The sequence below is a fragment of the Alcanivorax sp. VBW004 genome, assembly GCF_009718865.1.
In the GTDB taxonomy this organism is placed as follows: Bacteria; Pseudomonadota; Gammaproteobacteria; order Pseudomonadales; family Alcanivoracaceae; genus Alcanivorax.
Genome location: NZ_WNHC01000001.1, coordinates 2,575,533 through 2,598,042 on the forward strand (window position 1 = coordinate 2,575,533; position 22,510 = coordinate 2,598,042).

At 59.3% G+C, this 22,510-nt stretch carries 22 protein-coding genes; 11 read left to right on the forward strand and 11 right to left on the reverse strand.

The window, feature by feature from the left end:
- Positions 1-136 precede the first annotated feature (136 nt).
- The 4 genes from F1529_RS11675 (at position 137) to F1529_RS11690 (ending at position 3,613) form a co-directional block, all read left to right on the forward strand.
- The gene (locus F1529_RS11675) at positions 137-1,006 is read left to right on the forward strand and encodes a tetratricopeptide repeat protein (protein ID WP_155134918.1); all 870 of its coding nucleotides are present in this window, start codon (positions 137-139) and stop codon (positions 1,004-1,006) included.
- A 358-nt stretch (positions 1,007-1,364) separates the two neighbouring features.
- Positions 1,365-1,703, forward strand: a complete 339-nt coding sequence (locus F1529_RS11680) for a P-II family nitrogen regulator (RefSeq protein ID WP_007149270.1) — start codon at positions 1,365-1,367, stop codon at positions 1,701-1,703.
- 11 nt (positions 1,704-1,714) lie between these two features.
- Positions 1,715-3,001 carry an ammonium transporter gene (locus F1529_RS11685; RefSeq protein ID WP_007149892.1) on the forward strand — a complete coding sequence of 429 codons (1,287 nt, stop codon included), beginning with the start codon at positions 1,715-1,717 and terminating at the stop codon, positions 2,999-3,001.
- Positions 3,002-3,226: 225 nt separating this feature from the next.
- Positions 3,227-3,613: an SCP2 sterol-binding domain-containing protein gene (locus tag F1529_RS11690; RefSeq protein ID WP_007150082.1), complete on the forward strand. Its 387-nt coding sequence runs from the start codon at positions 3,227-3,229 to the stop codon at positions 3,611-3,613.
- A 118-nt stretch (positions 3,614-3,731) separates the two neighbouring features.
- On the opposite strand, the gene F1529_RS11695 is transcribed toward F1529_RS11690, so the two are convergent.
- The gene (locus F1529_RS11695) at positions 3,732-4,277 is read right to left on the reverse strand and encodes a molybdenum cofactor guanylyltransferase (protein WP_155134921.1); all 546 of its coding nucleotides are present in this window, start codon (positions 4,275-4,277) and stop codon (positions 3,732-3,734) included.
- 129 nt (positions 4,278-4,406) lie between these two features.
- Between F1529_RS11695 and F1529_RS11700 the strand changes: the two genes are divergently transcribed.
- The 5 genes from F1529_RS11700 (at position 4,407) to F1529_RS11720 (ending at position 9,113) form a co-directional block, all read left to right on the forward strand.
- Positions 4,407-6,356, forward strand: coding sequence for an ATP-dependent DNA helicase (locus tag F1529_RS11700; protein WP_290516777.1), 1,950 nt, complete (start codon positions 4,407-4,409; stop codon positions 6,354-6,356).
- Positions 6,353-7,027, forward strand: a complete 675-nt coding sequence (tsaB, locus tag F1529_RS11705) for a tRNA (adenosine(37)-N6)-threonylcarbamoyltransferase complex dimerization subunit type 1 TsaB (RefSeq protein ID WP_155134927.1) — start codon at positions 6,353-6,355, stop codon at positions 7,025-7,027. Before F1529_RS11700 ends, tsaB begins: the two co-directional genes overlap by 4 nt.
- Positions 7,024-7,458, forward strand: a complete 435-nt coding sequence (locus F1529_RS11710; RefSeq protein ID WP_082872234.1) for a thioesterase family protein — start codon at positions 7,024-7,026, stop codon at positions 7,456-7,458. Before tsaB ends, F1529_RS11710 begins: the two co-directional genes overlap by 4 nt.
- A 117-nt stretch (positions 7,459-7,575) precedes the next feature.
- Positions 7,576-8,373: an undecaprenyl-diphosphate phosphatase gene (locus tag F1529_RS11715; protein ID WP_155134930.1), complete on the forward strand. Its 798-nt coding sequence runs from the start codon at positions 7,576-7,578 to the stop codon at positions 8,371-8,373.
- Positions 8,370-9,113 (forward strand): class I SAM-dependent methyltransferase, encoded by a 744-nt coding sequence (locus F1529_RS11720; RefSeq protein WP_155134933.1) that lies wholly within the window; start codon positions 8,370-8,372, stop codon positions 9,111-9,113. Before F1529_RS11715 ends, F1529_RS11720 begins: the two co-directional genes overlap by 4 nt.
- A gap of 76 nt (positions 9,114-9,189) precedes the next feature.
- On the opposite strand, the gene plsB is transcribed toward F1529_RS11720, so the two are convergent.
- Entirely contained in the window at positions 9,190-11,691 is a 2,502-nt protein-coding gene (gene plsB, locus F1529_RS11725) for a glycerol-3-phosphate 1-O-acyltransferase PlsB (RefSeq protein ID WP_155134936.1), read from the reverse strand.
- 193 nt (positions 11,692-11,884) lie between these two features.
- On the opposite strand from plsB, the gene F1529_RS11730 reads away from it, so the two are divergent.
- Positions 11,885-12,751 (forward strand): Dyp-type peroxidase, encoded by an 867-nt coding sequence (locus F1529_RS11730; protein WP_370457009.1) that lies wholly within the window; start codon positions 11,885-11,887, stop codon positions 12,749-12,751.
- 24 nt (positions 12,752-12,775) lie between these two features.
- Positions 12,776-13,093, forward strand: a complete 318-nt coding sequence (locus F1529_RS11735; RefSeq protein ID WP_007148588.1) for a hypothetical protein — start codon at positions 12,776-12,778, stop codon at positions 13,091-13,093.
- Positions 13,094-13,146: 53 nt separating this feature from the next.
- Here F1529_RS11735 and ccoM read toward each other — a convergent pair whose 3' ends face one another.
- From ccoM to dapC, 9 genes are all read right to left on the reverse strand, one after another.
- Positions 13,147-13,275: a cytochrome c oxidase subunit CcoM gene (gene ccoM, locus F1529_RS17710; RefSeq protein WP_255342850.1), complete on the reverse strand. Its 129-nt coding sequence runs from the start codon at positions 13,273-13,275 to the stop codon at positions 13,147-13,149.
- Positions 13,276-13,377: 102 nt separating this feature from the next.
- The gene (locus F1529_RS11740; RefSeq protein WP_007150917.1) at positions 13,378-14,979 is read right to left on the reverse strand and encodes an aldehyde dehydrogenase family protein; all 1,602 of its coding nucleotides are present in this window, start codon (positions 14,977-14,979) and stop codon (positions 13,378-13,380) included.
- Between the two features lie 133 nt (positions 14,980-15,112).
- Positions 15,113-17,209: an FUSC family protein gene (locus F1529_RS11745; RefSeq protein WP_155134941.1), complete on the reverse strand. Its 2,097-nt coding sequence runs from the start codon at positions 17,207-17,209 to the stop codon at positions 15,113-15,115.
- A 10-nt stretch (positions 17,210-17,219) separates the two neighbouring features.
- Positions 17,220-18,098, reverse strand: coding sequence for an HlyD family secretion protein (locus tag F1529_RS11750; RefSeq protein ID WP_155134944.1), 879 nt, complete (start codon positions 18,096-18,098; stop codon positions 17,220-17,222).
- Positions 18,099-18,116: 18 nt separating this feature from the next.
- Positions 18,117-18,317: a DUF1656 domain-containing protein gene (locus F1529_RS11755; RefSeq protein ID WP_155134947.1), complete on the reverse strand. Its 201-nt coding sequence runs from the start codon at positions 18,315-18,317 to the stop codon at positions 18,117-18,119.
- Positions 18,318-18,462: 145 nt separating this feature from the next.
- Positions 18,463-19,596: a succinyl-diaminopimelate desuccinylase gene (gene dapE, locus F1529_RS11760; RefSeq protein WP_155134950.1), complete on the reverse strand. Its 1,134-nt coding sequence runs from the start codon at positions 19,594-19,596 to the stop codon at positions 18,463-18,465.
- Between the two features lie 161 nt (positions 19,597-19,757).
- Positions 19,758-20,792 (reverse strand): 2,3,4,5-tetrahydropyridine-2,6-dicarboxylate N-succinyltransferase, encoded by a 1,035-nt coding sequence (gene dapD, locus F1529_RS11765; RefSeq protein ID WP_007150597.1) that lies wholly within the window; start codon positions 20,790-20,792, stop codon positions 19,758-19,760.
- Positions 20,793-20,882: 90 nt separating this feature from the next.
- A complete protein-coding gene (locus F1529_RS11770; protein ID WP_155134952.1) occupies positions 20,883-21,230 on the reverse strand; it encodes an ArsC family reductase in 348 nt (115 codons plus the stop codon).
- A 96-nt stretch (positions 21,231-21,326) separates the two neighbouring features.
- Entirely contained in the window at positions 21,327-22,508 is a 1,182-nt protein-coding gene (gene dapC / locus F1529_RS11775; protein WP_155134955.1) for a succinyldiaminopimelate transaminase, read from the reverse strand.
- Positions 22,509-22,510: the final 2 nt, after the last annotated feature.

A 22,510-nucleotide genomic window follows, 5' to 3' on the forward strand; every position in this document is an offset into this window, starting at 1 on the left:
CCATGAACTTCAAACCGCACACCTGTCTTTCAGTCTAACGCGCAGATGGCATAAGTTGCACAGGATTTAACCGGATTTAATCTGGATGATGCCTTACACTTGGCGCCACTTTGAATGCGTTTTCAGGAGCATAGCGTTGCAGCCGAACAGCCCTATCATTGAAGCCACCGAGCAGAATATTCAGCAAATTCTTGAGCAATCCCAGCAAATCCCGGTGATCGTGGATTTCTGGGCCAGCTGGTGCCAGCCCTGTTTGCAAATGGCGCCGATCCTGGAGCGGCTGGTCAATGAATATCAGGGCAAGGTGCTGCTGGCGAAAGTGAATGCAGATGAGCAGCAAATGCTGGCCAGCCAGTTTGGTGTGCGCAGCCTGCCCAGCCTGAAACTGGTGTACCAGGGGCAATTGGTCAGTGAGCTGGATGGCGCCCAGACGGAAGGCGCGCTGCGCCAGTGGCTGGCACCGGTAGTCGACCCTGAAGCAGCACAACAACAGCAGGAAGAAGGCTTTATCGAGCAGGTGCGCATGGCCATTGAGGCGGGCCACACGGAGCAGGCGGAAGGGGCATTACGCCAGACCTTGGAGCAAAGCCCGGACAAGCATGCCATTCGTGCCCTGCTGGTGGAGTTGCTGTTGGGGGAAGGGCGCCTGGATGATGCCCAGTCGGTGCTGGCGGAAGTGACAGAAGATGCGGAACCGTTACGCCCGTTCCGGGCACGTTTCGCGTTGCTGGAAAAGCTGGAAGGGACCGGGCAGAGTCTGGCGGAGCTGTCCGCCCGTATCGCCGACAAGCCCACCCCGGAAGATCTTTATGCCTACGGCTTGCAGGCCGCCGCGGCGGGCCAGTTTGAAACCGGGCTTGAGTCGCTGCTGACGCTGTTGCGTGATTATCGCGATTTTCGCGACGGGGTGGCCCGCAGTGCGCTGCTGGAAGTGTTTGAATGCCTTCCCAAAGGCGACCCTTTAGCCAGTGAATATCGCCGCAAGATGTTCAACTACCTCTACTGAGCCTGCCTCCAACTTCCTCCCCGCGGGCAGCGGGTGTCCCCGTTGCCCGTGTCTATCCTGCCTGCTTTTCCGTGCTGACGGCGATTGCCGGGCCGCTGCTCGCCCGCTGTTTTTTGGTGCGTGATTCGCTTTTTCTCCCTGTGTAAGGCGGGATGTCTGCGCCACTTTGATGCTAATAGTGTTCATCCATGGTGCGCCAATAAAGTGCAGTGTTCTTTTGTGGTGCGACATGAATTTTATTCAGCGCTAACTGATTGAAATAGCGTGCACTATTTTGTGGCCTGATTCTTGAATGCCCCTTGTCGGTGCAAACTTCCGGCACGTGTTGTGTTGGTGCATGAGGACGAGGAGATACCGAATGAAAATGCTGACTGCGGTGGTCAAGCCGTTTAAGGCCGAAGAAGTGCGCGATGCGCTGGCCCAGGTCGGGGTGCAGGGCATGACGATTACCGAAGTAAAGGGGTTTGGGCGCCAGAAAGGGCACACCGAACTGTATCGGGGGGCGGAGTACGTGGTGGATTTTGTTCCCAAGGTGAAGCTGGAGCTGGCGGTCCGTGAAGAGCAGCTGGACCAGGCGATCGAGGCAATCATGAAAGCGGCCGGCACCGGCAAGATCGGTGACGGCAAGATTTTCGTGACTGACCTGGAGCAGGTGATCCGCATCCGTACCGGTGAAACCGGCAGCGAAGCCATTTAAGGGGCCCGACGATGAAAAAATTGATAGCTGTATTGTTGATGTTGCCTTCGCTGGCGCTGGCCGATGGCCTGGATACCGGTGACAGTGCCTGGATTCTCACCGCCACCGCGCTGGTGCTGTTCATGACGCTGCCGGGCTTGAGCCTGTTCTACGGCGGCCTGGTGCGCGCCAAGAACATTCTGTCTGTTTTGATGCAGTGTTTCGCCATTACCTGTGCCGTGTCGCTGGTGTGGCTGATTTGCGGTTATTCCCTGGCGTTTTCCGACGGCGGCAGCATGAATGCCTGGATCGGTGGCCTGGACCATGTGTTCTTTTCCGGGATTACCCGGGAGACGCTGGAAGGCACCTTGCCGAAAAGCCTGCACGGGCTGTTCCAGATGACCTTTGCCATCATTACGCCAGCCCTGATCGTCGGTGCTTTTGCCGAGCGCATGCGCTTCGGGCCGATGCTGGCGTTTTCCGTACTCTGGCTGCTGGGGGTGTATATCCCGGTGTGTCACTGGGTCTGGGGCGGCGGCTGGCTGGCTGACCTGGGGCTGTATGACTTTGCCGGTGGTACCGTGGTTCACATCACTGCTGGTGTGGCAGCGCTGGTGGCGGCTGTGGTGCTGGGTAACCGTAAAGGTTTCCCCACCCAGGGCATGATGCCGCACAACATGACCATGACCGTTACCGGTGCCGGCATGCTGTGGGTGGGCTGGTTCGGGTTCAATGGGGGTTCGGCCCTGGCGGCCAATGGCGATGCGGCCATGGCCATGCTGGTGACACACATTTCTGCGGCCGCCGGTTCGCTGGCCTGGATGGCCATGGAATGGAAAAAATTCGGTAAACCCTCCGCGCTGGGCATTGCTACCGGCATGGTGGCGGGCCTGGGCACGATTACCCCGGCATCCGGCTTTGTCAGCCCGGCTGCGGCGCTGGTGATTGGCCTGTCCGCTGGTGTCATCTGCTTCTACATGGTGATTTTCGTCAAGCACAAGCTGAAGATTGACGATTCCCTGGACGTTTTCCCGGTCCACGGCATTGGCGGCATCCTGGGTACCTTGCTTGCCGGTGTGTTTGCTTCCACGGAACTGGGCCTGTTCTCCGGTTACGGCTTTGCCAAGCCGGAGTACACCATGCTGGATCAGCTGGGCGTCCAGGCACTGGGCGTGGTGGCCACCTTTGTCTATACCGCACTGGTAACCTGGGTATTGCTCAAGCTGATAGGCCTGTTTGCACCATTGCGTGTGACCGGCGACGAAGAGACACAGGGGCTGGATATCGCCCTGCATGAAGAGCGTGGCTACGACCTCTGATTGTCTGTTTGAAGCTGATTTAAGGCGCTCGAAAAGCCCGGCATTTTGCCGGGCTTTTTTGTCCTATAAGGACACATCTGCGGCTATTGCCACCCTCTGAGCCTTTCTATAAGGTACGGGTAAGTTTCGAACGCTCGTTTGAATTGGCTAGCAGCAATAAAGCCTGTGCCAGCCCTGTGAAAGGGGGCGTCGAAGTCATATCGATAGGTTTAAGGAGAAACAAGAATGAGCCTGGAATTTCTGTCTGACGAGTGGTTTGCAAAAGTAAAAGAAATCCGTGATGGCGCGGGTAATGTTGAAGCGCCGGCAGCACTGGCTGACCTGGTAATCAACATCACTGTTAATGCTGACGGTGGCGACAAAGAGCTGGCTCTGGTGGGCGGCATGATCGAAGAAGGTCATCACGCTGACGCTCCGACTACCATGATCCTGCCGGCCGACCTGGCCAAGCGCATCTTCATCGAAGGTGACCAGTCTGCAGGCATGCAAGGCTTCATGAGCGGCCAGATCCGCATTGAAGGCGACATGAGCAAGCTGATGGCTCTGCAAACCGCACAGCCTTCTGCTGATCAGGTTGCCCTGATGAAGCAGATCCAGGACGTGACCGCGTAATACCGCGTTTTCGTTCCATGACAATGCCCGCCTTGTGCGGGCATTGTTGTTTTAGGCGACGTCACACGCAGCATCCCTGCCTGTAGCGTGGGGCGTGGGGCGTGGAGTGTGGAGTGTGTTACGCGTCATGTGTGTGATTCAGGTTCTGCAATGGCGTGGCCACGGCCACCGGCTGAACGCATACCTGATCCAGCCAGCCGTGCGCACTGCGCTTGCCCGCATCCAGATAATCTCTGAGCGAGTCTTGCCAAGGCTCGGCATAGAAGGCCATGCATAGCGGTTGTCGGCGTAGCGGATCGTGGGCAACGCAAATATGCTCCATTGACGCCGCCGCCAACAAATCCTGAGTCATGGCTGTGGGCAGGGTCAGCAGGTCACAGGGCAGGCACAGGCACAGGCCGTGGGCTTCCCCCAAAGCGGCTTCCAACCCGGCCAGTGGTCCAAGAAAACCGTCGCGCCGATCCGCGACCACCTGATCGGCCCAGGCTTGATAGCGGTCAGTATTGCGATTGGCACTGATTACTATGCGGGTGGGGCGGGGGAGTAGATTATCGAGCAGGTGAGCGACCAGTGGCTTGCCATCCACCTCCACCAGTCCCTTGTCGGCACCGCCCATGCGTTGCCCCTGCCCGCCGGCCAGAATGATTAAGGTATAGTCGACCATATTGCCTTCTCGTCGTGCTCTCGCGTTGGGTTCCGGGGGCGAATCGGCTATGCTCTGCGCGCGCGTTGGGCGATGCTGACAGCTTGTGTTTTACCAGCCCCGAGTGCAGACACGTTTCAGGGACATTATGTGACTACCGCCCGTAATCATCTTACCGATTTAGCGCGCTTTGCGCCGCTCCTGCCTGGCTACCAGCCGCGTGAACCGCAGCTGGAAATGGCTGACGCGGTGGAAGACGTGATTGGCAGTGGTGCCACCTTGCTGGTGGAAGCGGAAACCGGCACCGGCAAGACGCTGGCTTACCTGGTGCCTGCACTGCTGTCTGAAGGCCCGACGTTGGTGTCCACCGGCACCAAGAGCTTGCAGGACCAGCTGTTCTTCAAAGACCTGCCCATGGTCAAGAAAGCCCTGAACCTGCCGAGAAAAGTGGCGCTGTTAAAAGGGCGTGCCAATTACCTATGCCCGTACCGGCTGGAATTGCATCAGGAAGACGCCCGTTTTCTCACCCGTGAAACCGTGGGGCAGATGCAGATTGTGGCGCACTGGGCCGGGCGTACCCGCACCGGTGATATCGCCGAGCTGCAACAGATCCCGGAAGATGCACCGGTATGGCCCTGGGTGACCAGTACCGCGGACAATTGTCTGGGGACGGAGTGCCCCCGCTATAACGAATGCCCACTGATGAAGGCGCGCAAGGAGGCCCAGGAAGCCGACCTGGTGGTGGTGAATCATCATCTGTTCTTTGCGGATGCGGCATTGCGTGGCAATGGTGCGGCTTCTGAATTACTGCCCACCGCCAACACGGTGATTTTCGATGAGGCGCATCAACTGCCCGAAATTGCCGCGGCGTTTTTTGCGGACACCCTGAGCACCCGGCAGATTCAGGAGCTAGGCCGCGACAGTCTGTCGGAAGCCGGGCATACCGCTGCCGATCTGGCAGAGCTGAATCGCCTGGTCGCCGCGGTGGATAAAGGGGGCATGGACTTGCGTTTGAGCCTGGGTGACGGTGAGCGCCGTGAGCCCTGGACGGAAGTGGCTGATAACAAGGCGGTGGTTGAAGCCGGGGAAACCCTGCTGCAGGCCTTGCAGGAGCTGGATGCCTTCCTCGGACCGCTGGCCAAGGCGAGCAGAGGTATGGACGCCTGTTCCCGGCGGGCCAGTGAGCAGGTGGATTGTCTGGCGGCCTACCTGAAAGGCGGCCAGCCCAACCGGGTGTACTGGTTTGAGACGTTCAAACGTTCCGTAGTGTTGCACAGCACGCCGTTGTCTGTGGCCGCGCAGTTGCGCGCCCAGCGTGAACGTCATCCTTGTAGCTGGATTCTTACCTCCGCCACCCTGTCAGTGGGCGGACGCTTTGAACATATTCAACACCGCCTGGGGCTGGACTCTGCTCGCACCCTGCGTCTGGAAAGCCCCTTCGATTTCAAACGCCAGGCGGTCTTCTATGCCCCGGAAGGCCTGCCGGCGCCCAACGACCGCGAGTACACCGCACAACTCACCAACGCCATGGTGCCGGTCATTAATGCAGCCAAGGGCCGCACTTTTTTCCTGTTTACGAGTCACAGAGCATTACGCGAAGCCGCCGGCATCCTGCGCCAGAAAATTGATTTCCCTTTGCTGGTGCAGGGCGAGTCCGGTCGGCGTGAGCTGCTGGAGGCCTTCCGGGAGAAGGGCAATGCAGTATTGCTGGGCACCAGCAGCTTCTGGGAGGGCATTGATGTCCGCGGTGAAGCCCTTAGCTGTGTGATCATTGATAAACTGCCGTTTGGCTCCCCCGGTGACCCTGTGGCCGCCGCGCGTATCGAACACATTAACCGCAACGGCGGTAATGCGTTCCGCGATTACCAACTTCCCCAGGCGGTGCTGGCCTTGCGTCAGGGAGCCGGGCGGCTGATTCGTGATCCGAAAGACACCGGTTTACTGGTGGTGGCGGACCCGCGACTGTTAACGCGCAGTTATGGCAAGTTGTTCGTCAACAGCCTGCCCAACATGACCCGCACCCGTAAGCTGGACGTGGTGCAACGGTTTTTTGATTATCTGGCCCGGCAGGGCCTGGAAGCGGAAAAGATGGAATCATGACGCGCATACTCGCACTGGAAACCGCAGGCGAAACCTGCTCGGTGGCGTTGCTGGACGATGGCAATGTGATCGAACGCTTTGAACACGCGCCACGGCGACAGACCGAGCTGGTGCTGCCAATGGTCGAAGGGCTGCTGGCCGATGCCGGGGTCCGGTTGAAGGATCTTGATGGCATTGCGTTCGGCCATGGCCCGGGCGCGTTCACGGGCGTGCGCGTGGCTGCGGCGGTGACTCAGGGTCTGGCGTTTTCGGCGGACCTGCCGGTGGTGGGGATTTCCACCCTGGCGGCCTGCGCACTCAGTGCGCAGGCGATACAGGCGCATTCCCATGTGATTGCCTGTTTCGACGCACGTATGGGCGAGGTGTACCTCGGCGCCTATGAGTGTGAGGGCGGTGCAGCCAGTGCCGTTCTCAACGATGGCCTGTTTAACCCCGATGCCTTGCCGGATCTACCGTCGGCGGACTGGATGATTATCGGTTCCGGGCTGGTCTATCAGGATGCGCTGGTGGCGGCCTATGGCGCAAGCCGCTGCGTTATTGACGCCCACCCCCATGCGAAAGCGGTGGCCCAGCTGGCATTATCAGCATTCGAACGCGGAGAGGGTGTCAGTGCGGAACAGGCGCAGCCAGTCTATTTGCGAGACCAAGTGATTCAGGGAGCTGTACGATGATCAACTGGGACCTTCCCAATGTGCATGAGCTAACGGTGACCGTACCAGCCGAAGCCATTGATGTGATGGGGCATGTGAACAACACCGAATACCTGCGCTTTATGGAGCAGATCGCCTGGCATCACACCACCGAACTGGGATTGGGCTGGGACCTGTATCAGAAGCTCAACCGGGGCATGGTGGCGCGCCACACCGAAGTGGATTATCTGGCGCCGGCCTTTGAGGGTGAAAACCTGAAAATCGGCACCTGGATTGTTCACAATGATGAACGAATCAGTATTACTCGCCGTTACCAGATTGTGCGTGAATCCGACGGCCTGACCTTGTTGCGCGGACGTACCCGCTGGGTGTGTGTGGCGCTGGATTCGGGCAAGCCGCGTCGCATGCCCCCGGAGTTCCTGAAGGGCTATCAAATTACCGCTGACGAATAGAAAGCGTTACGAGTGACGAGAAGCGAGTTTCGAAAAACCAACCGGGTTTTGATTTTCGCTCCTCGAAACTCGCTTCTCGTCACTCGTCACTGACGTTTCATTCAACAAGGACATTCCATGGATTGGTTTCAGGCTCTGGTTCTTGCTCTGATACAAGGGCTCACCGAGTTTCTCCCTATCTCCAGTTCCGCCCATTTGATTCTTCCATCACAGATTCTGGGCTGGCCCGATCAGGGCCTGGCATTTGATGTGGCGGTGCATTTGGGCACCTTGCTGGCGGTGATGCTGTATTACCGCCGCGACCTGGTGGCCATGGTGGGGGGCGCTGGCGTGGCGGTGCAGCAGCGGCGAATGAATGATGACCTGAAGCTGGGGTTGCTGGTGGTGCTGGCCACCATTCCGGCTGTGGTGTTCGGTTTTCTTGGTGATGATTTTATTGAGCAGGAACTGCGCTCGGCGCTGGTGATTGCCATCACTACGTTGGTATTCGGCGCCCTGTTATGGGCATCGGATGCGTTCGGGAAACGCGAATTTTCGCTGGCCCGATTGGGCATCGCCGGTGCTGTTTTCATCGGTTTGGCCCAGGCCTTGGCACTCATCCCCGGGACCTCGCGCAGCGGCATTACCATTACCGCCGCACTGGCGTTGGGGTATCGCCGGGAAGACGCGGCCCGCTTTTCCTTTTTGCTGTCCATTCCGGTGATCCTGGGCGCGGGTTTGTTGAAAACCAAAGACCTGATCGAACAACAGATAGCCGTGGATTGGGGAATGATGGCGCTGGGCGTATTGGTCAGCGCGGTGACAGCCTACCTGACCATTGTGTTCTTCATCCGCCTGCTGGAGCGCATTGGCATGCTGCCGTTCGTAGTCTACCGGCTGGTATTGGGTGTGGCCCTGTTATTCTGGCTGGCATGACACCGAACGCGTCTCTGGATACTGTGCTGGGGCTGTTGCCGGGTTGCCCTGAAGGGCTGCCCGGTAGGGCCGTGGAAAACGAAGCTCAGGCCTGTGCCGCCGAGCTGGAACTGGTGCTTGGCTGGCACCATGAGTGCCTGGCGCTGTGGCGACCCCAGGGCAAGGAAACGCCGCTCACGGTCAGTTTTTGCGAAGGCAAACAGGGCTACCGGTTAACCCCGGAGCGGGTGCGTCATGAACGGTTGATCAAAGCGTTGGGCAAGCCCAAAGAAGAGCGTATTCGCGTACTGGATGCCACTGCGGGACTGGGGCGTGATGCGGCACTTATGGCGCAAGCGGGGTTTTCGGTACTGCTGGCCGAACGCTCGCCTGTACTGCACGCCATGCTTGCAGATGGCCTGCAACGGGCACCTGCTGGCCTAGCAGCCAACATGCAATTACTCGCTTGTGAGGACAGCCGAACCCGCGAGGCTTGTGACTTGCACGCGGTGTACCTGGATCCCATGTTTCCTGCCCGGGAAAAAAGCGCGGCGGTGAAGAAAGATTTGCAGTGGTTACAGCGTCTCTGTGCGTATCCCGACGCTGAGGAAGAGCGACTGATGCTGGCCTGGGCTCGTGCCCTTGAGCCTGCCCGCGTGGTGGTAAAACGGCCCGCCAAGGCGGGTTACCTGGCGGGTGTCACGCCGTCCTTTAGCCAAAAGGGCAAGGCGGTACGCTTCGATATCTATACCTGTCCCTAGGGAGCCTCTCAATCGCTTTTCTGCTCGATAGCCGGTGTCTTGTGTGAATGGCACCGGCCGAGGCGGCCGGCGATCCTCAAGACGCGTTTGACGAAGCGGTGACCAGATTCCCCAGGTTGGTGACTCGAGTGACGCGCTGAATCGCGTCACTGATATCCGGGCTGAGGATGCGATTGGCTTCGTCATCCAGCGCTTCCAGTTTTTCGCCGAACTCCAGGGCGCCGCTGTCATCAGGTGTCACCAGGCCAGTGGAATAAAGCTGGGCGATAAAGTTCTTCAGTACAACCTTGTCGAAGAACTCGGGGGAGTTGAATTCATAGAGCAATGAAAGCCGCTGGGCAGTCTGGTGAGCCAGCTCGCTCAACTGTTCAGCAGTAAGCATGCCGGAGCCGTATTGCACCAGCAGCCGGATGGTCAGGTAGTAACGCTCCAAAGAGGGCATTACCGTCTGGCCAAGATGGTCGAGCATGTCGGATTCATGGGTATGAATCGCAGCGCCATGCAGGCAGTCATTCTCCCGGCCGATCAGTTGCTCCTGTTGCAGCACGGTGACGATGTTGTTTACCGCAGCAGCCAGCTCCTCGTCGTCCTGCCAGTGCAGGAAATACTCGTTACGCAGGAAGGGGTAAAGCAGGCGCACCATGCTTTGCAGTACCTCCATGCTGATGGAGCGCGCATTCATCACCAGCGAGCAAATCAGACCGGGAAGAATGAACAGATGCAGGCTGTTGTTACGCACGTAGGCCATCTGCAGCGCGGTTTTCTCATCGGTGGTTACTACGTCGCCGAGTTTGTGCTCGATCCGGTCCAGAAAATCGTGCTCCAGCCCATATTCGATGATGGCGTTGGCATCGTCGGTGGCCAGCGCAGCGCTGTCGCTGTAAGGCGCCTGCTTGAGCAGGGAAATATACAGGTCCAGCTGCTGGCGAAGCTGGGCAATGTCCATGGTGTGCTTGGGCGAGGCCAACAATGCCAGGCTGAGCAGGTTAATCGGGTTGGCCACGGCGGCGGCGTTGATGGATTCCACCACTTCCTGCCCGAGCTCTTCCACCACATGCTTGAACCAGGGGGGATTGTCACCGGAAGCCACGGTTTCGTTGCGCCATTTCGGATTGTGCTGATCCAGGTAGTCCACCAGTTTGATCGGTTCGCCAAAATTCAGATGCACCTGACCAAAGTGGCTGCGCAGGACTGCCAGGGACTTCATGAGTCCGCCGACGGATTCCTTCTGCTTTTTCTTGCCATGCAGTTCACCGATGTAAGAACCGGCTTCGATGACTTTTTCGTAGCCCACATAGACGGGCACAAAGGCGATGGGCTTGCGCGAATCACGCAGGAAGCTGCGTACGGTCATGGCCAGCATGCCGGTGCGCGGCTTGAGCATGCGACCACTGCGGCTGCGGCCGCCCTCCACGAAATATTCGATGGAAAAGCCGCGCGCTGTAATGGTGTGCAGATATTCGCTGAACACGGCGGCATACAAAGGGTTGTCACGGAAGCTGCGACGCATGAAGAAGGCGCCCCCGCGTCGCAGAATGGTACCGACAATGGGCAGGTTCAAATTGATGCCGGCGGCAATGTGCGGCGGCACCAGGCCATTGCGAAACATCACGAAGGACAGCAACAGGTAATCGATGTGGCTGCGGTGGCAGGGCACGTAGATAATTTCGTGATCGCCGGCCACCTTGGTCAGGTTGTCCATGTTGTACAGACGAATCCCGCCGTATAAACGGTTCCACACCCAGTTCAGCAACAGCTCCAGGAAGCGGATTACGGTGTGCGAATAATCCGCCGCAATTTCCATCACATAGCTGCGTGCTTTTGCCTCCAGCTTTTCTTCGCTGACATCCTGGCGCTTGGCTTCCGCACGGATGACATCACGCACGGGAATGGAATCCACCACAGTGTTGGTGAGGGTACGGCGGTGGGACAGATCAGGCCCGATGGCCGCTTCCTGCTGGCGGCGAAAATGTACCCGCAGAATGCGTGATGCCTTGCGTACTGCCTGGTCGTCTTTCTGACACTGGTCAACCAGGGTGCGCAGGGACATGGGGCGGCTGAACTGGACGTACAGCTGCCGGCCCTGGGTAAGAATAATGAAGAATTTTTTGATGAAGCCAGCGGGGGACCAGTTATCTGAAAACAGGATACGCCACATGGAGTTTTCTTTTTCCGGGCGACGGCCCCAGAACACGGAGACAGGCACAAGCTGTACATCGGCTTCCGGGTTGGCGCGCAGGGCCGCAACCAGCTTCTCCAACCGGGGAGGGGACACCGCCCGGCGCTGACGGCGGTTACCCAGTTGGCGGCGGTAAAGCTGAAAATAACTGTGATTGAGGTGTGTCTTTCCCAGCGTCAGGCCGCGCAGGGCTGAAGAGAGTCCCAGCTGGCGGGCGGTCTGGTCGGCCACGGCCGCATCGGCAGCAGAGCGGTCGCTGAGTACATAGACCACCGGGGTGTTGGCAGCAAGCTGCAGTTCCTTGGGATCAGAAGGGAGCGCATTGGCGCGGGTGCACAGGCGTAAAAATACGCGTATGAGGAAGAAACCTAGTCGATCCAGGCCAAGCCAAGGTGTCATAGTCGGATACAGTTAACGAATGTGAGCCAAGTGTATCGAAAGCCCTGAGTCCGGAACACCAGCGGATATTTCAATTTGTTTCAAAATTGCTGCGACTGGACGATAACGGGCGTATGGCAGGGGCCGGCGCTGATTCGACCTGCTATAATTGTGGGAATTATTCCCCGCCATGGACAGAGTGAAGGAGCCTCCGGTGTCGACACCGCAATCCGGTATTTTTGACCGCAGTTATGCCCATCATGTGTTTTTCGAGTTCAGTCTTGGCAGTGGCCACAAGACCGAGTCACTGCGCCAGGCTCTGCGTGATCTGGTTGCGCTGAAGAGTGAGAAGACCCCGGTTTTACTGGGTTTCGGGCCGGATCTCTGGGCGTGCTTTGATTCCCGCTTCAGTTTTCCCCCTTTTTCTTTGGAGGGGCACATTCCGGCCACCCAGGGGGATTTGTGGGTGTGGGTGCAGGCCCGGGAGGCGGGAGACCTGTTCGATACCACCATGCAGGTACGCCAAGCGGTGGGTGACCTGCTCGCCACCCAGCTTGAGCTAACCGCCTTTGTGTACCACGACATGCGCGATTTGACCGGTTTTGTGGATGGCATCGGCAACCCCACCGGGGAAAAGGCGGAACAGGCGGCCTTTATCGCTGAGCCGCACCCCGGTGCGGGCGGTAGTTGGGTGCTGACCCAGAAATGGATTCATGACCTGGGCAAGTTCAACCAGTTACCGGTCAGTGAGCAGGAGAATGTGTTTGGCCGGACCAAGGAAGACGCCGTGGAGTTCGATGATGAGCGCATGCCCGCGGATGCCCACGTAGGACGCGTCGATGTCGACCGGGACGGTGTGGCCCAGAAAATGTGGCGGCGGTCGGTCCCTTACGGTGATAGCGGCCAGCATGGCCTGTATTTCCTGGCATTTTGTTGCGAGCTGGACCGTTATGATTTTCTGCTGCGACGCATGTATGGCATTGCGGATGACTCAGTGAAAGACCGGTTGCTGGAATTTACCCGGCCGGTGATGGGCTCCTGGTGGTATGCCCCGTCCCAGGACTGGCTGGATGCGCTCTGATCCGGCCTGCATTGGGGTATTGCCATGAAGACCAGCAGCGTTTTCAGTATCCCTTGGTTGGCTTGTTTGCTGATGCTGTTGGCAGGATGTGAAACCGGTGGCACCCAGGTGGTGCAGTCCTATCCGGGGCAGTTTGGTGTGTTTTGCCCGCAATGGAGCGAGTGTCTCAACGCGGCGCAACGGGCCTGTGGAGGCGTGGGGTATACCATTGAGCGGGCGTCACCGGAGAAAGGGGAGCTTGAAGTCATCTGCCAGGATGGCAATCGCCGGCAGGAACCCTCGGCAAGCACACCGGAGCAGTTGCGCGAACGCTGCCTGCAATCGCCAGACTATCCCTGCTGAATCCCTGCTGAGCGCTACAAAGCGAAAGAGGATGGCGAGCAGGGTGCTTGGTGTCAGTCTTTCCCGTTCTGGGTGTCGTCGTCGCCGGAGTCCAGCCAGATAAACAGGGCAAAACACCCGGCGAAGACCAGAATGCCGGCAATCACGGCGATTCCTGCCAGAACCACGCTGTCCATATACATAAAAAATCCTCCCAGAGCCTGTCTCGGTAGCATGACAGGTTCAGGGAGGATAGTGATGATGCAGGTCAATATTTGCCACCGGAACCCGGTAGCAACACAGCCCTAGTCGCCGGTTTTCCAGCCGGTGAACATTTTCTTCACCAGGAAGGGCGTGAGCTTCAATGAGGCGCCGAGCCACTGGCCAACGCTGGACGGGAAAACGAACAGCAGGGCGTTCTTGATGCCGTTGTAGGTGGCTTCGTCAAACGGGTACCAGAAGATATTGCGTTTGGACGGCAGAATATCCCAGTTCACCACTTTCGCCTGCGTCATTTCTTCCAGCCCTTCCGGGCCATGGGTGCGGCCAATGCCGGATTCCTTCCAGCCACCCCAGGGGGTTTCGGACAGGCCGTGGCTGTAAAGATGATCGTTTACGGTGGTAACCCCGGATTGCAACCGGGCGGCAATGGCGCGCCCGCGCTTGTTGTCTTTGGTCCAGACTGAAGAGGTCAGCGCCAGATTGGAATCGTTGGCCTTGCGAATGGCTTCTTCTTCATTGGCCACACGTTGTACTGCGATCAACGGCCCGAAGGTTTCATCGCACATGGTGAGCATGTCGTCGGTGACCTGGGTGAGCAGGGTGGCGGGGAAGAAGAAGCCGTTTTCCACATTGCCCACCGGGCGTGACTGGGCTTCGATGCGGGCGCCTTTGGCTAACGCATCTTCCACGTGCTGCTGCACGGTGCGCAGCTGACCGGCCGTGGTCAGGCTGCCGATATCCACATCGAAACCGCTGCAGCCGATGCCGTGGCGCAGTTGGCGAGTCTTCTTGGCCAACAGGTCCACGAATTGGTCGTACACCGCATCCACCACATAGACGCGTTCCACACCGCCACAGCTTTGCCCGGCATTCTGGTAGCCGCCCCAGGCGGCGCCGTTGGTGGCACGCTCCAGATCCGCGTCTTCCAGCACCAGCATGGGGTCATTGCCGCCCAGCTCCAGGGACACAGGTGTCAGCGTTTGCGCGGCCTGAGCCATCAACGTTTTGCCCGCAGGTACCGAGCCGGTGAAGAACAGCTTGTCGATGCCGTTATCGAAAAAGCCGGTGGCCACTTTAGAGCCAGAGCCGACAATGTGCTGGAACAGGCCTTCAGGAAGTTCGCCGGCCGCGACGATTTGTTCGATGGCGCGGCCCACTGCCGGGGTGGCGGCGGCCACTTTCAGCATCACGCCATTGCCGGCCATCAGGGCCATGACGATTTCGCCGAAGGGAATCGACAAGGGGTAGTTCCAGGGGCTGATGATGCCCACCACGCCCAGTGGCACGCGCAGCATGTGGGTGCGCTTGTTGAAGAACAGGATGCTGCCAGCAGGGCGGTTACGCTCTTTCAGGTAATGCTCGGCGTTTTTCGCATACCACTTGCAGGCCAGGGCACAGGGCAGCACTTCGGTGGCCAGGGCATCGGTGAGGGTTTTGCCGTTGCTCTCGCTGACAGTGCGCGCCAGATCATCCGCTCGATCGACAATGTAGCTGCGCATCATCTGAATATGGCGGGCCCGTTCCTTGAAGGATTTGGCCGCCCAGATGGCTTGCGCCTCGCGGGCCTTTGCCAGCATTTGTGGCAAGGCTTCAAGGTTGGTTTCGCTCAGCTCGGCGACGGCGGTGCCAGTGGCGGGGTTGGTATCGACCACCACGTTGGCGGTCAGCTTTTCTTGTGCAGTCATGTGAAGGGGACTCCATCACGGCAGGCCGCCATGGGCGGCGCGCAGGCTATTCGGGATAGTGAAAAGAGGGTTAGAGAAACATAGAGTAAACACGCTGGCTAGGGCCTGTCGACAGGAATTTAGGGCGCTCCGGCTAGCGGGCTCCTGGCGTATTCGCTGCTGGGGCATCCAGCTCTGCGGTCCCGGCGAGGCGCGCGGCCATTCGCTCGAAGGTCAGGGCGATGCGCTCCACTGCCCCGGCAATCAGTTCCTGGTTCCGCTGCTCCATGTTGCCGGCCTCGGCCATGGCGGTTTTCAGGCGTTCGGAGTCGGCGCGAAAACGGTCATCGCAATGCCCCCGGGCGCAGGCCTGGTAGGCATCCGCCAGGGACTGCTGCCATTGTGCTGCGCTGTCCTGTAATGCGGGGGACGACTGGGTATTGATACGCCCTTGTACCCATAAGGAAACCTGGCCCAGGTTGAGACCGGTCAGTCCCAGGTCGGTGAAGTGACGCCGTTCCTCGGGCAGGGCCTTGTCACAGATAGTGAGCCAGCGAAGGCGATCTGCCATGCGGGCGTTGAAGCCTTCTTCATTAATGCGGTGGCGATGATGGCCAATCATTGCCAGGTCGTCGGCGGTATCGCGAATCAGGCGCCTGCGCAGGCCTGGGCCATTGGGAGGCGTAATCAGGCGGAACATCATGTAGGCGATAAAGATGCCACCGGTAATGGCCAGGCCGTTGCTGGCCACGCGGGCCACATCAAAATCCATGGCGTTGCCGGGTTGGACCAGGATGATGTATGGGGTGCAGAAGCCAAGCCCATAGGCCAGGGTGGTCGGATTGCTGATGGCCAGTAGCGCCACGAACAGCGGTGCGCCAAGGATCAGGATCAGTAGCGGAAAATCACCGTTGCTCAGGGCCAGCAGGGGCAGGGTGAAAAACAGGGCGACGGGGGCTGCCAGCACCGAGGTGATGGTGGCCCTGCGCAGCACCACATCCGGTTCGGGCAGGCGGGCAAAAAGGATGGTGAAGATCACCGGCATGATCATCAACATGATGGCCATGGGGCTGGCTGTGCCGATCCACAACCCGGCGGCAATCATGAATACCAGGGCGCTGCGAACCCCTACGGCGGCGGCAATCTGCAGGTCTCGGTAGGGTTTCAGGCCCTGTGGGCGCAGTTGCATTTCCCTGCTGAAGTGCAGGGCACGGTTGGCTTCCAGGGCGAGAATAATATCGGCGGTCAGGTTCAGGGCGACCTGGAAAAAGCGTCGTTGCAACGGGGAGGCATCATCGTCCTGTTCACCGCTGGCGGTGCGTAGTTGCTGGCGCAGGCGCTGTACTTCTTCCATGGCGTCTTCGGCGGACTGGGTTTCGCGCATGCGTTTGAAGGACTGGCGCAGCGATTCGAGCATGTCCTGCAGGGCGGGGGTCAGCAAATCACTGTGGTTACGCATCAGACGGCCGATGACCCGGATGCGGGCGATCAGCGACAGGGTCTTGTGGCAGATGACGGTGGCGGCGCGGGCCCGGCCCGGGCCCTGGGCGCCTTCGTAGAGGACGGCGCTGCTGTCATCACTCAGCGGGAAAATGCTTTGCAGCAGGGTGTCTACCTGAATGTGGCGCTGGGCATGGGTGCCTGCCGGGTTGAGCTCCAGTTCCAGGTAGGCAAGGGTCTGGTTGAGGGCGCCACGGGCGTGCTTTTGTAGCAGGTGGCTGACACGGGCGGGCCACAGCAGGTTACTGACCAGGGTTGCGCAGACTGCGCCGACAATGATTTCGCTGACCCGGGCATTGGCCACATGAAAAATGCCAACACTGGACGTCGTGGTGGGGTTGGCGATGGAGATCACCACAATCAGCGTCGCGGTGATACCCGCCATGGCAAAGCCATAAATGAAATTGGCTTGCCGCACCCAGGCAGAAGCCGCCGCATTGAGACCGATCCACAGGGTTAGCGCCAGTAATGCCATGAACGGATAGGGTAGCAAGGTGGCCAGGATCAGCAGGCCCATGGCGCCGCCTACCAGGGTGCCGCCGATCTGGCACAGACCCTTTTCAATCACCAGGCCGGTCTCCGGCCGGACCTGCAGAAATACAGCGGAAATGAGGGCCCAGTAGGGCCGCTCGAGTTGCATGAGCATGGACAGGTAGAGTGCCAGGCCCATGGCAATAATGCCCTTGAGCGCAAAGAGCACGGAATGGCGCTCCGGGGTGAGAATGACGGCCAGGCGCGGTGGCAAAGTCATGGCAGGCCAATCATTTCGCGGCAGGTGCGTCGTGCAGGCGCACGGTGGCGGTCATGCCGGCGGCCAGCAGGATGTCGTCGGGAACGGATTCCAGCTCGATGTGCACGGGAATGCGTTGCGCCAGCCTGACCCAGTTGAAGGTCTGCTGCACCTGCGGGAGCAACTGCCGGTCGGTCTGGGTGTTGGCATTGGCGATGGCCTGACCCACGCTGGTGACCTTGCCTTGCAGGGTGCGCGAGCCATTCATGAGAATCACGGAGGCATCCTGACCCACGTGTACCAGTGGCAATTTGGTTTCCTCGAAATAGCCGGTGACATAGAAGCTGTCGGCTTTGACCATGGAAACCACCGGGCTGCCCTGATTGACAAAATTCCCTTGCTGCAGGGTCAGGTTGACGATGGTGCCGTCCGCCGGGGCATGGATGCGGGTGCGCTCAAGATTGATGTTGGCACTGTCCCGTTCGGCCTTGGCCAGCGCCACATTGGCCTTGGCCAGTTGAGCCTGAATGCTGGCGCTTTCCAGGGCTTCCTTGCTGATGCTGTTATTGCTGCTGCGGTGCAGTTCCTGGCGGCGCTGGTACTGGTGCTGGGCAAGCCGCAGGGCTTCCTGCTGGTAGAGTAGCTGCGCGTCGGCCTTGGCCAGTGCGGCCTGATAGCGAGTGTCGTCGATGCTGAACAGTGGGTCGCCCCGGCTGACGCTCTGGTTGTCTTCAATGTTGAGTTCACGGACCCAGCCGGAGACATCCGGGGACAGGGTGATGATTTCAGCCCGCACTTTGCCGTCCCGGGTCCAGGGCGCGTAGAGGTAGTAGTTCCATACCCAGTTCCCGGCGATCAGGGCCAGGATGACCAGAACGACGGTGACCAGAATTCGAAGCGATTGTCGCATGGCGCGTCCTTGTGTCAGTCAGCTTAATAGCCGCAGTGAAAGTGCAACAAAACAGACGAACAGGGAAAGGTAGAACCAGGCGCCTTTCCAGATCTGGCGATGCCAGCCCAGCTGTCTGAGCAGCAGGTGAGACACCAGGGTGAGTACCAGTGCCAGCAGCACCAGTAACACCATGGGGCTGAACAGCATGCCGCCCACGGGGATTTCATGCAGCCACATGGTGCCTCCCGATCCGTGTTGGAGCTTTCATAGTAGGGGCAGTTTGCCTGAATTTGTAGCAGGGTGCTGCGCCTGCCTGATACGCCCACGTTTTTGGTCAGGGCATTCAGGCAGGCGTGTTGTTAGTTCAGGAGTGCGGGGAATATTACGCGGAGGTCATCAGGTGCTGGAGCAGCCGCTGATAGATCTGCGTCAGGGTGTCCAGTTCGCTGATGCTGGTGTGCTCGTCCACCTTGTGGATGGTGGCGTTGGTGGGGCCCAGCTCCACCACCTGCGTGCCGGTGGGGGCGATAAAGCGGCCATCGCTGGTGCCGCCGGCGGTGGACAGTTCGGTGTCCAGCTCGGTGACATCGCGGATGGCACTGACGGCCGCGTCCACCAGGGCGCCGCGGTCGGTGAGAAACGGCTGGCCGGACAGGGTCCATTTCAAATCATAGTCCAGGCCATGTTTGTCAAAGATGGCTTCCGTACGCTCGCGAAGAATGGCGTCAGTGAGTTCGGTGGAGAAACGGAAATTGAAAATGATTTCGCAGGTGCCGGGAATCACGTTGGTGGCACCGGTGCCGCCATTGATGTTGGAAATCTGGAAACTGGTGGCCGGGAAAAAATCGTTACCCTGATCCCACTCGGTGGTTGCCAGTTCCGCCAGTGCAGGGGCCACATCGTGCACCGGGTTGCGGGCCAGGTGCGGGTAGGCCACGTGGCCCTGGATGCCTTTTACGGTGAGCCTGGCGCCCAGCGAACCCCGGCGACCATTCTTGATAACGTCACCGACAGTGTTGGTGGATGACGGTTCGCCCACCAGGCAGTAATCCATGTGTTCCTGGCGAGCCTGCAGGTGCTCCACCACCTTGACGGTGCCGTTGACGGATGGCCCCTCTTCATCGGCGGTGATCAGAAAAGCCAGGCTGCCGTTATGGTCCGGGTGGGCGGCGATAAAGTCTTCCATTGCCACCATCATGGCGGCGATGGAGCCTTTCATGTCGGCGGTCCCGCGCCCGTACAGCAGGTCACCTTCCTCGGTGGGGGTGAACGGATCGTATTTCCAGGCGGCGACGTCGCCGGTGGGCACCACATCGGTATGGCCGGCGAAAGCGAATACCGGCCCCTGCTTGCCGCGACGGGCCCACAGGTTTCGCACTTCTTCGAACCACAGGGTTTCACATTCGAATCCCAGCGCTTCGAGCTTTTCGATCATCCAGTCCTGACAGCCTTCATCTTCCGGAGTAACGGAAGCGCGGCGGATGAGTTCCTTGGTGTAATCGAGAGTGCGGGACATGGGTATTCCAGTATCGGTGATTCGAAGCCGCTGTAGGAGCACCTCTCGAGGTGCGAACCGGTTTGGGAGAACCCCGGTGGCTGGTTCGCACCTCGAGAGGTGCTCCTACAGAGATTATGCGGACACGCCGGCGTGTTGCGTGAAGCGTGCCGCGTGTTGCGTTAGTTATGCTTATGCAGCTCTTCGTTCAGGGCAATGGCGCTCTTGTTGGTGAGGCACTGCACGGCACCGCTGAGGGTGTCACGACGGAACAGCAGGTCGGACTGGCCAGCCAGGTCGCGAGCTTTTACGGTGTTGGCGATTTCGCCCTTGTCGTCCAGCAGTTGCACCTTGGAGCCGGAGGTGATGTACAGGCCGGCTTCGATGGTGCAGCGATCGCCCAGCGGAATGCCGGTGCCGGCATTGGCGCCCAGCAGACAGCCTTCGCCCAGGGAAATGATGATGTTGCCGCCGCCAGACAGGGTGCCCATGGTGGACGCGCCACCGCCGATGTCGGAGCCTTTGCCCACAAACACGCCAGCGGAGATGCGGCCTTCGATCATGCCCGGGCCTTCAGTGCCGGCGTTAAAGTTGATGAAGCCTTCGTGCATGATGGTGGTGCCTTCACCCACATAAGCGCCCAGGCGAACCCGTGACGTATCGGCGATCCGCACACCGGCGGGTACCACGTAGTCGGTCATCTTGGGGAACTTGTCCACGCTGTTCACTTCCAGCACCTTGCCGTTCAGGCGGGCCAGCAGTTGACGCTCGGGCAGCTCTTCCAGGTCCACGGCACCTTCGTTGGTCCAGGCCACGTTGGGCAGCAGCGGGAACATGCCGGACAGGTTAACGCCGTGGGGTTTCACCAGACGGTGCGAGATCAGGTGCAGCTTGAGATAGGCTTCCGGGGTGGTGGCAGGCTCGGCGTCCGTTTCCAGAACGGTCAGCACCACCGGGCGATCGGACTCCTGAAACGCTACGGCATAGCTGGCTTCGTGCTCGAAACCGGCTTCACGCCACTCGCGGGCAATATGCTGAACCTGGCGATGGGTCAGCTCCATGGCTGCGTTGCCACCCTGGTAATCCAGCTCGTCGCGAATCACCTCGATCAGCTTGTCGTCCGGGTTAAGAGCCGGGTCCGGGTAAAAGACTTCGAGCCAGTTATCGTTACGGTTCTTGGTGCCGCAACCCAGTGCGATGGCGAAAAAATTGCTCATGTTGTCTCCTGACGTCGAGCTGGAGGCCTTGCTACCAGAAGCCGGACGTTGATCGGGTAATGTCGGGCATCCGGCGTTGGGCGTCCGGCGTTATTTCAATGTATTTTCCCACTCGTCGGCCTTGAAGCCGGCGAGAATGAAATCGTTGCTTTGCAAAATCGGGCGCTTGATAACGGACGAATTTTCCATGGCCAGATTGACGGATTTCTCCGTGTTCATGGACTCCTTGACCACGTCGTCCAGTTTGCGCCAGGTGGTGCCGCGTTTGTTGATCACGGTTTCCCAGCCCAGCGCTTCCAGCCACTGACGTAACCGCTGTTCCGGCACACCCTCTTTCTTGTAATCGTGAAAGTGGTAAGCCACGCCATTGTCATCCAGCCATTTCATGGCTTTCTTCATGGTATCGCAGTTCTTGATACCGAAGAGGGTCAGTTCCATGTCTGTTCCTGTTAAAACTTTTCCGTAGGAGCGTCGCTGGCGGCGCGATTACCTGATCCAGGCTATCGCGCCGCCAGCGACGCTCCTGCGAATGTGTTAGAGGGCATCCAGCAGTGCCTTGATCCGCTGGGCACCTTCAATACATTCCTCCAGCGGGGCCACCAGTGCCATGCGTATCCGGTTTTCCCCCGGATTTTTACCATTGATGGTGCGTGATAAATAGCGGCCGGGTAACACGGTGACGTTGTGCTCGGCCTGCAAACGCTGGGCGAAGGCTTCGTCACTGATGGGCGTTTTAGGCCACAGATAGAAGCCCGCTGCCGGGGCGGATACCTTAAGGGGGCCGCCAAGAATGTCCAGTACCGCGTCGAATTTTTCCCGATACAGTGCCCGGTTGGTTTGTACATGCTTTTCGTCATTCCAGGCGGCGATGCTGGCCAGCTGGTGATGAACGGGCATGGCACAACCGTGATAGGTGCGGTAACGCAGAAACCGTTGCAGCACTTCGCTGTCGCCGGCGGCAAAACCGGAGCGCAGGCCGGGCAGATTGGAGCGCTTGGACAGGGAGTGGAAGACTACGCAACGGCGGTAGTCGTGACGGCCCATCTCGGCGCAGGCTTCCAGCAGCCCGGCGGGAGGTTTGTCGCGGTAGATTTCCGAATAGCACTCGTCCGAGGCGATGACAAAGTCGTACTTATCCGCCAGCTGAATCAGGGCCTTGAGCTGGGCCTTGCTGAGCGTGGCCCCGGTGGGGTTGCCGGGGGTGCAGATGAACAGCAGCTGGGTACGAGTCCAGGTGTCTTCACTGACCGCATCGAAGTCCGGCTGCAAGCCTGTGGCATCGGTGCAAGGCAGGTACATGGGCTCGCCACCGGCCAACAGCGTGGCGCCTTCGTAAATCTGGTAGAAAGGGTTGGGCATCAGCACCAGCGGCTGGCGCTGACGGTCCACCACTGCCTGGGTAAAGGAAAACAGGGCTTCCCGGGTGCCGTTTACCGGTAAGACCTGGCTGGCCGGGTCGATGCTTTGCAGGTGAAAGCGGCGCTTGAGCCACTGGCCGATGGCCTCACTCAATTCTGGGATGCCGGCGGTGGTCGGGTAGTTGGATAGCCGCGCGGTGCTGTCTTTTAATACCTGCTGCACAAAATCCGGCGACGGGTGTTTGGGTTCGCCGATGGACAGGGCAATGGGCGACTTGTCCGATTGGGGCAAGCCGCTGAACAGGGTCTTCAGTTTTTCAAACGGGTAGGGATGCAACCGTTCCAGATCTGGGTTCATAG

Coding starts and splice junctions, on each gene's coding strand:
- F1529_RS11680 (WP_007149270.1), top strand. CDS start 1,365: ATGAAAATGCTGACTGCGGTGGTCAAGCCGTTTAAGGCCGAAGAAGTG.
- F1529_RS11685 (WP_007149892.1), top strand. CDS start 1,715: ATGAAAAAATTGATAGCTGTATTGTTGATGTTGCCTTCGCTGGCGCTG.
- F1529_RS11690 (WP_007150082.1), top strand. CDS start 3,227: ATGAGCCTGGAATTTCTGTCTGACGAGTGGTTTGCAAAAGTAAAAGAA.
- F1529_RS11695 (WP_155134921.1), bottom strand. CDS start 4,277: ATGGTCGACTATACCTTAATCATTCTGGCCGGCGGGCAGGGGCAACGC.
- tsaB (WP_155134927.1), top strand. CDS start 6,353: ATGACGCGCATACTCGCACTGGAAACCGCAGGCGAAACCTGCTCGGTG.
- F1529_RS11710 (WP_082872234.1), top strand. CDS start 7,024: ATGATCAACTGGGACCTTCCCAATGTGCATGAGCTAACGGTGACCGTA.
- F1529_RS11715 (WP_155134930.1), top strand. CDS start 7,576: ATGGATTGGTTTCAGGCTCTGGTTCTTGCTCTGATACAAGGGCTCACC.
- F1529_RS11720 (WP_155134933.1), top strand. CDS start 8,370: ATGACACCGAACGCGTCTCTGGATACTGTGCTGGGGCTGTTGCCGGGT.
- plsB (WP_155134936.1), bottom strand. CDS start 11,691: ATGACACCTTGGCTTGGCCTGGATCGACTAGGTTTCTTCCTCATACGC.
- F1529_RS11735 (WP_007148588.1), top strand. CDS start 12,776: ATGAAGACCAGCAGCGTTTTCAGTATCCCTTGGTTGGCTTGTTTGCTG.
- ccoM (WP_255342850.1), bottom strand. CDS start 13,275: ATGTATATGGACAGCGTGGTTCTGGCAGGAATCGCCGTGATTGCCGGC.
- F1529_RS11740 (WP_007150917.1), bottom strand. CDS start 14,979: ATGACTGCACAAGAAAAGCTGACCGCCAACGTGGTGGTCGATACCAAC.
- F1529_RS11745 (WP_155134941.1), bottom strand. CDS start 17,209: ATGACTTTGCCACCGCGCCTGGCCGTCATTCTCACCCCGGAGCGCCAT.
- F1529_RS11750 (WP_155134944.1), bottom strand. CDS start 18,098: ATGCGACAATCGCTTCGAATTCTGGTCACCGTCGTTCTGGTCATCCTG.
- F1529_RS11755 (WP_155134947.1), bottom strand. CDS start 18,317: ATGTGGCTGCATGAAATCCCCGTGGGCGGCATGCTGTTCAGCCCCATG.
- dapE (WP_155134950.1), bottom strand. CDS start 19,596: ATGTCCCGCACTCTCGATTACACCAAGGAACTCATCCGCCGCGCTTCC.
- dapD (WP_007150597.1), bottom strand. CDS start 20,792: ATGAGCAATTTTTTCGCCATCGCACTGGGTTGCGGCACCAAGAACCGT.
- F1529_RS11770 (WP_155134952.1), bottom strand. CDS start 21,230: ATGGAACTGACCCTCTTCGGTATCAAGAACTGCGATACCATGAAGAAA.
- dapC (WP_155134955.1), bottom strand. CDS start 22,508: ATGAACCCAGATCTGGAACGGTTGCATCCCTACCCGTTTGAAAAACTG.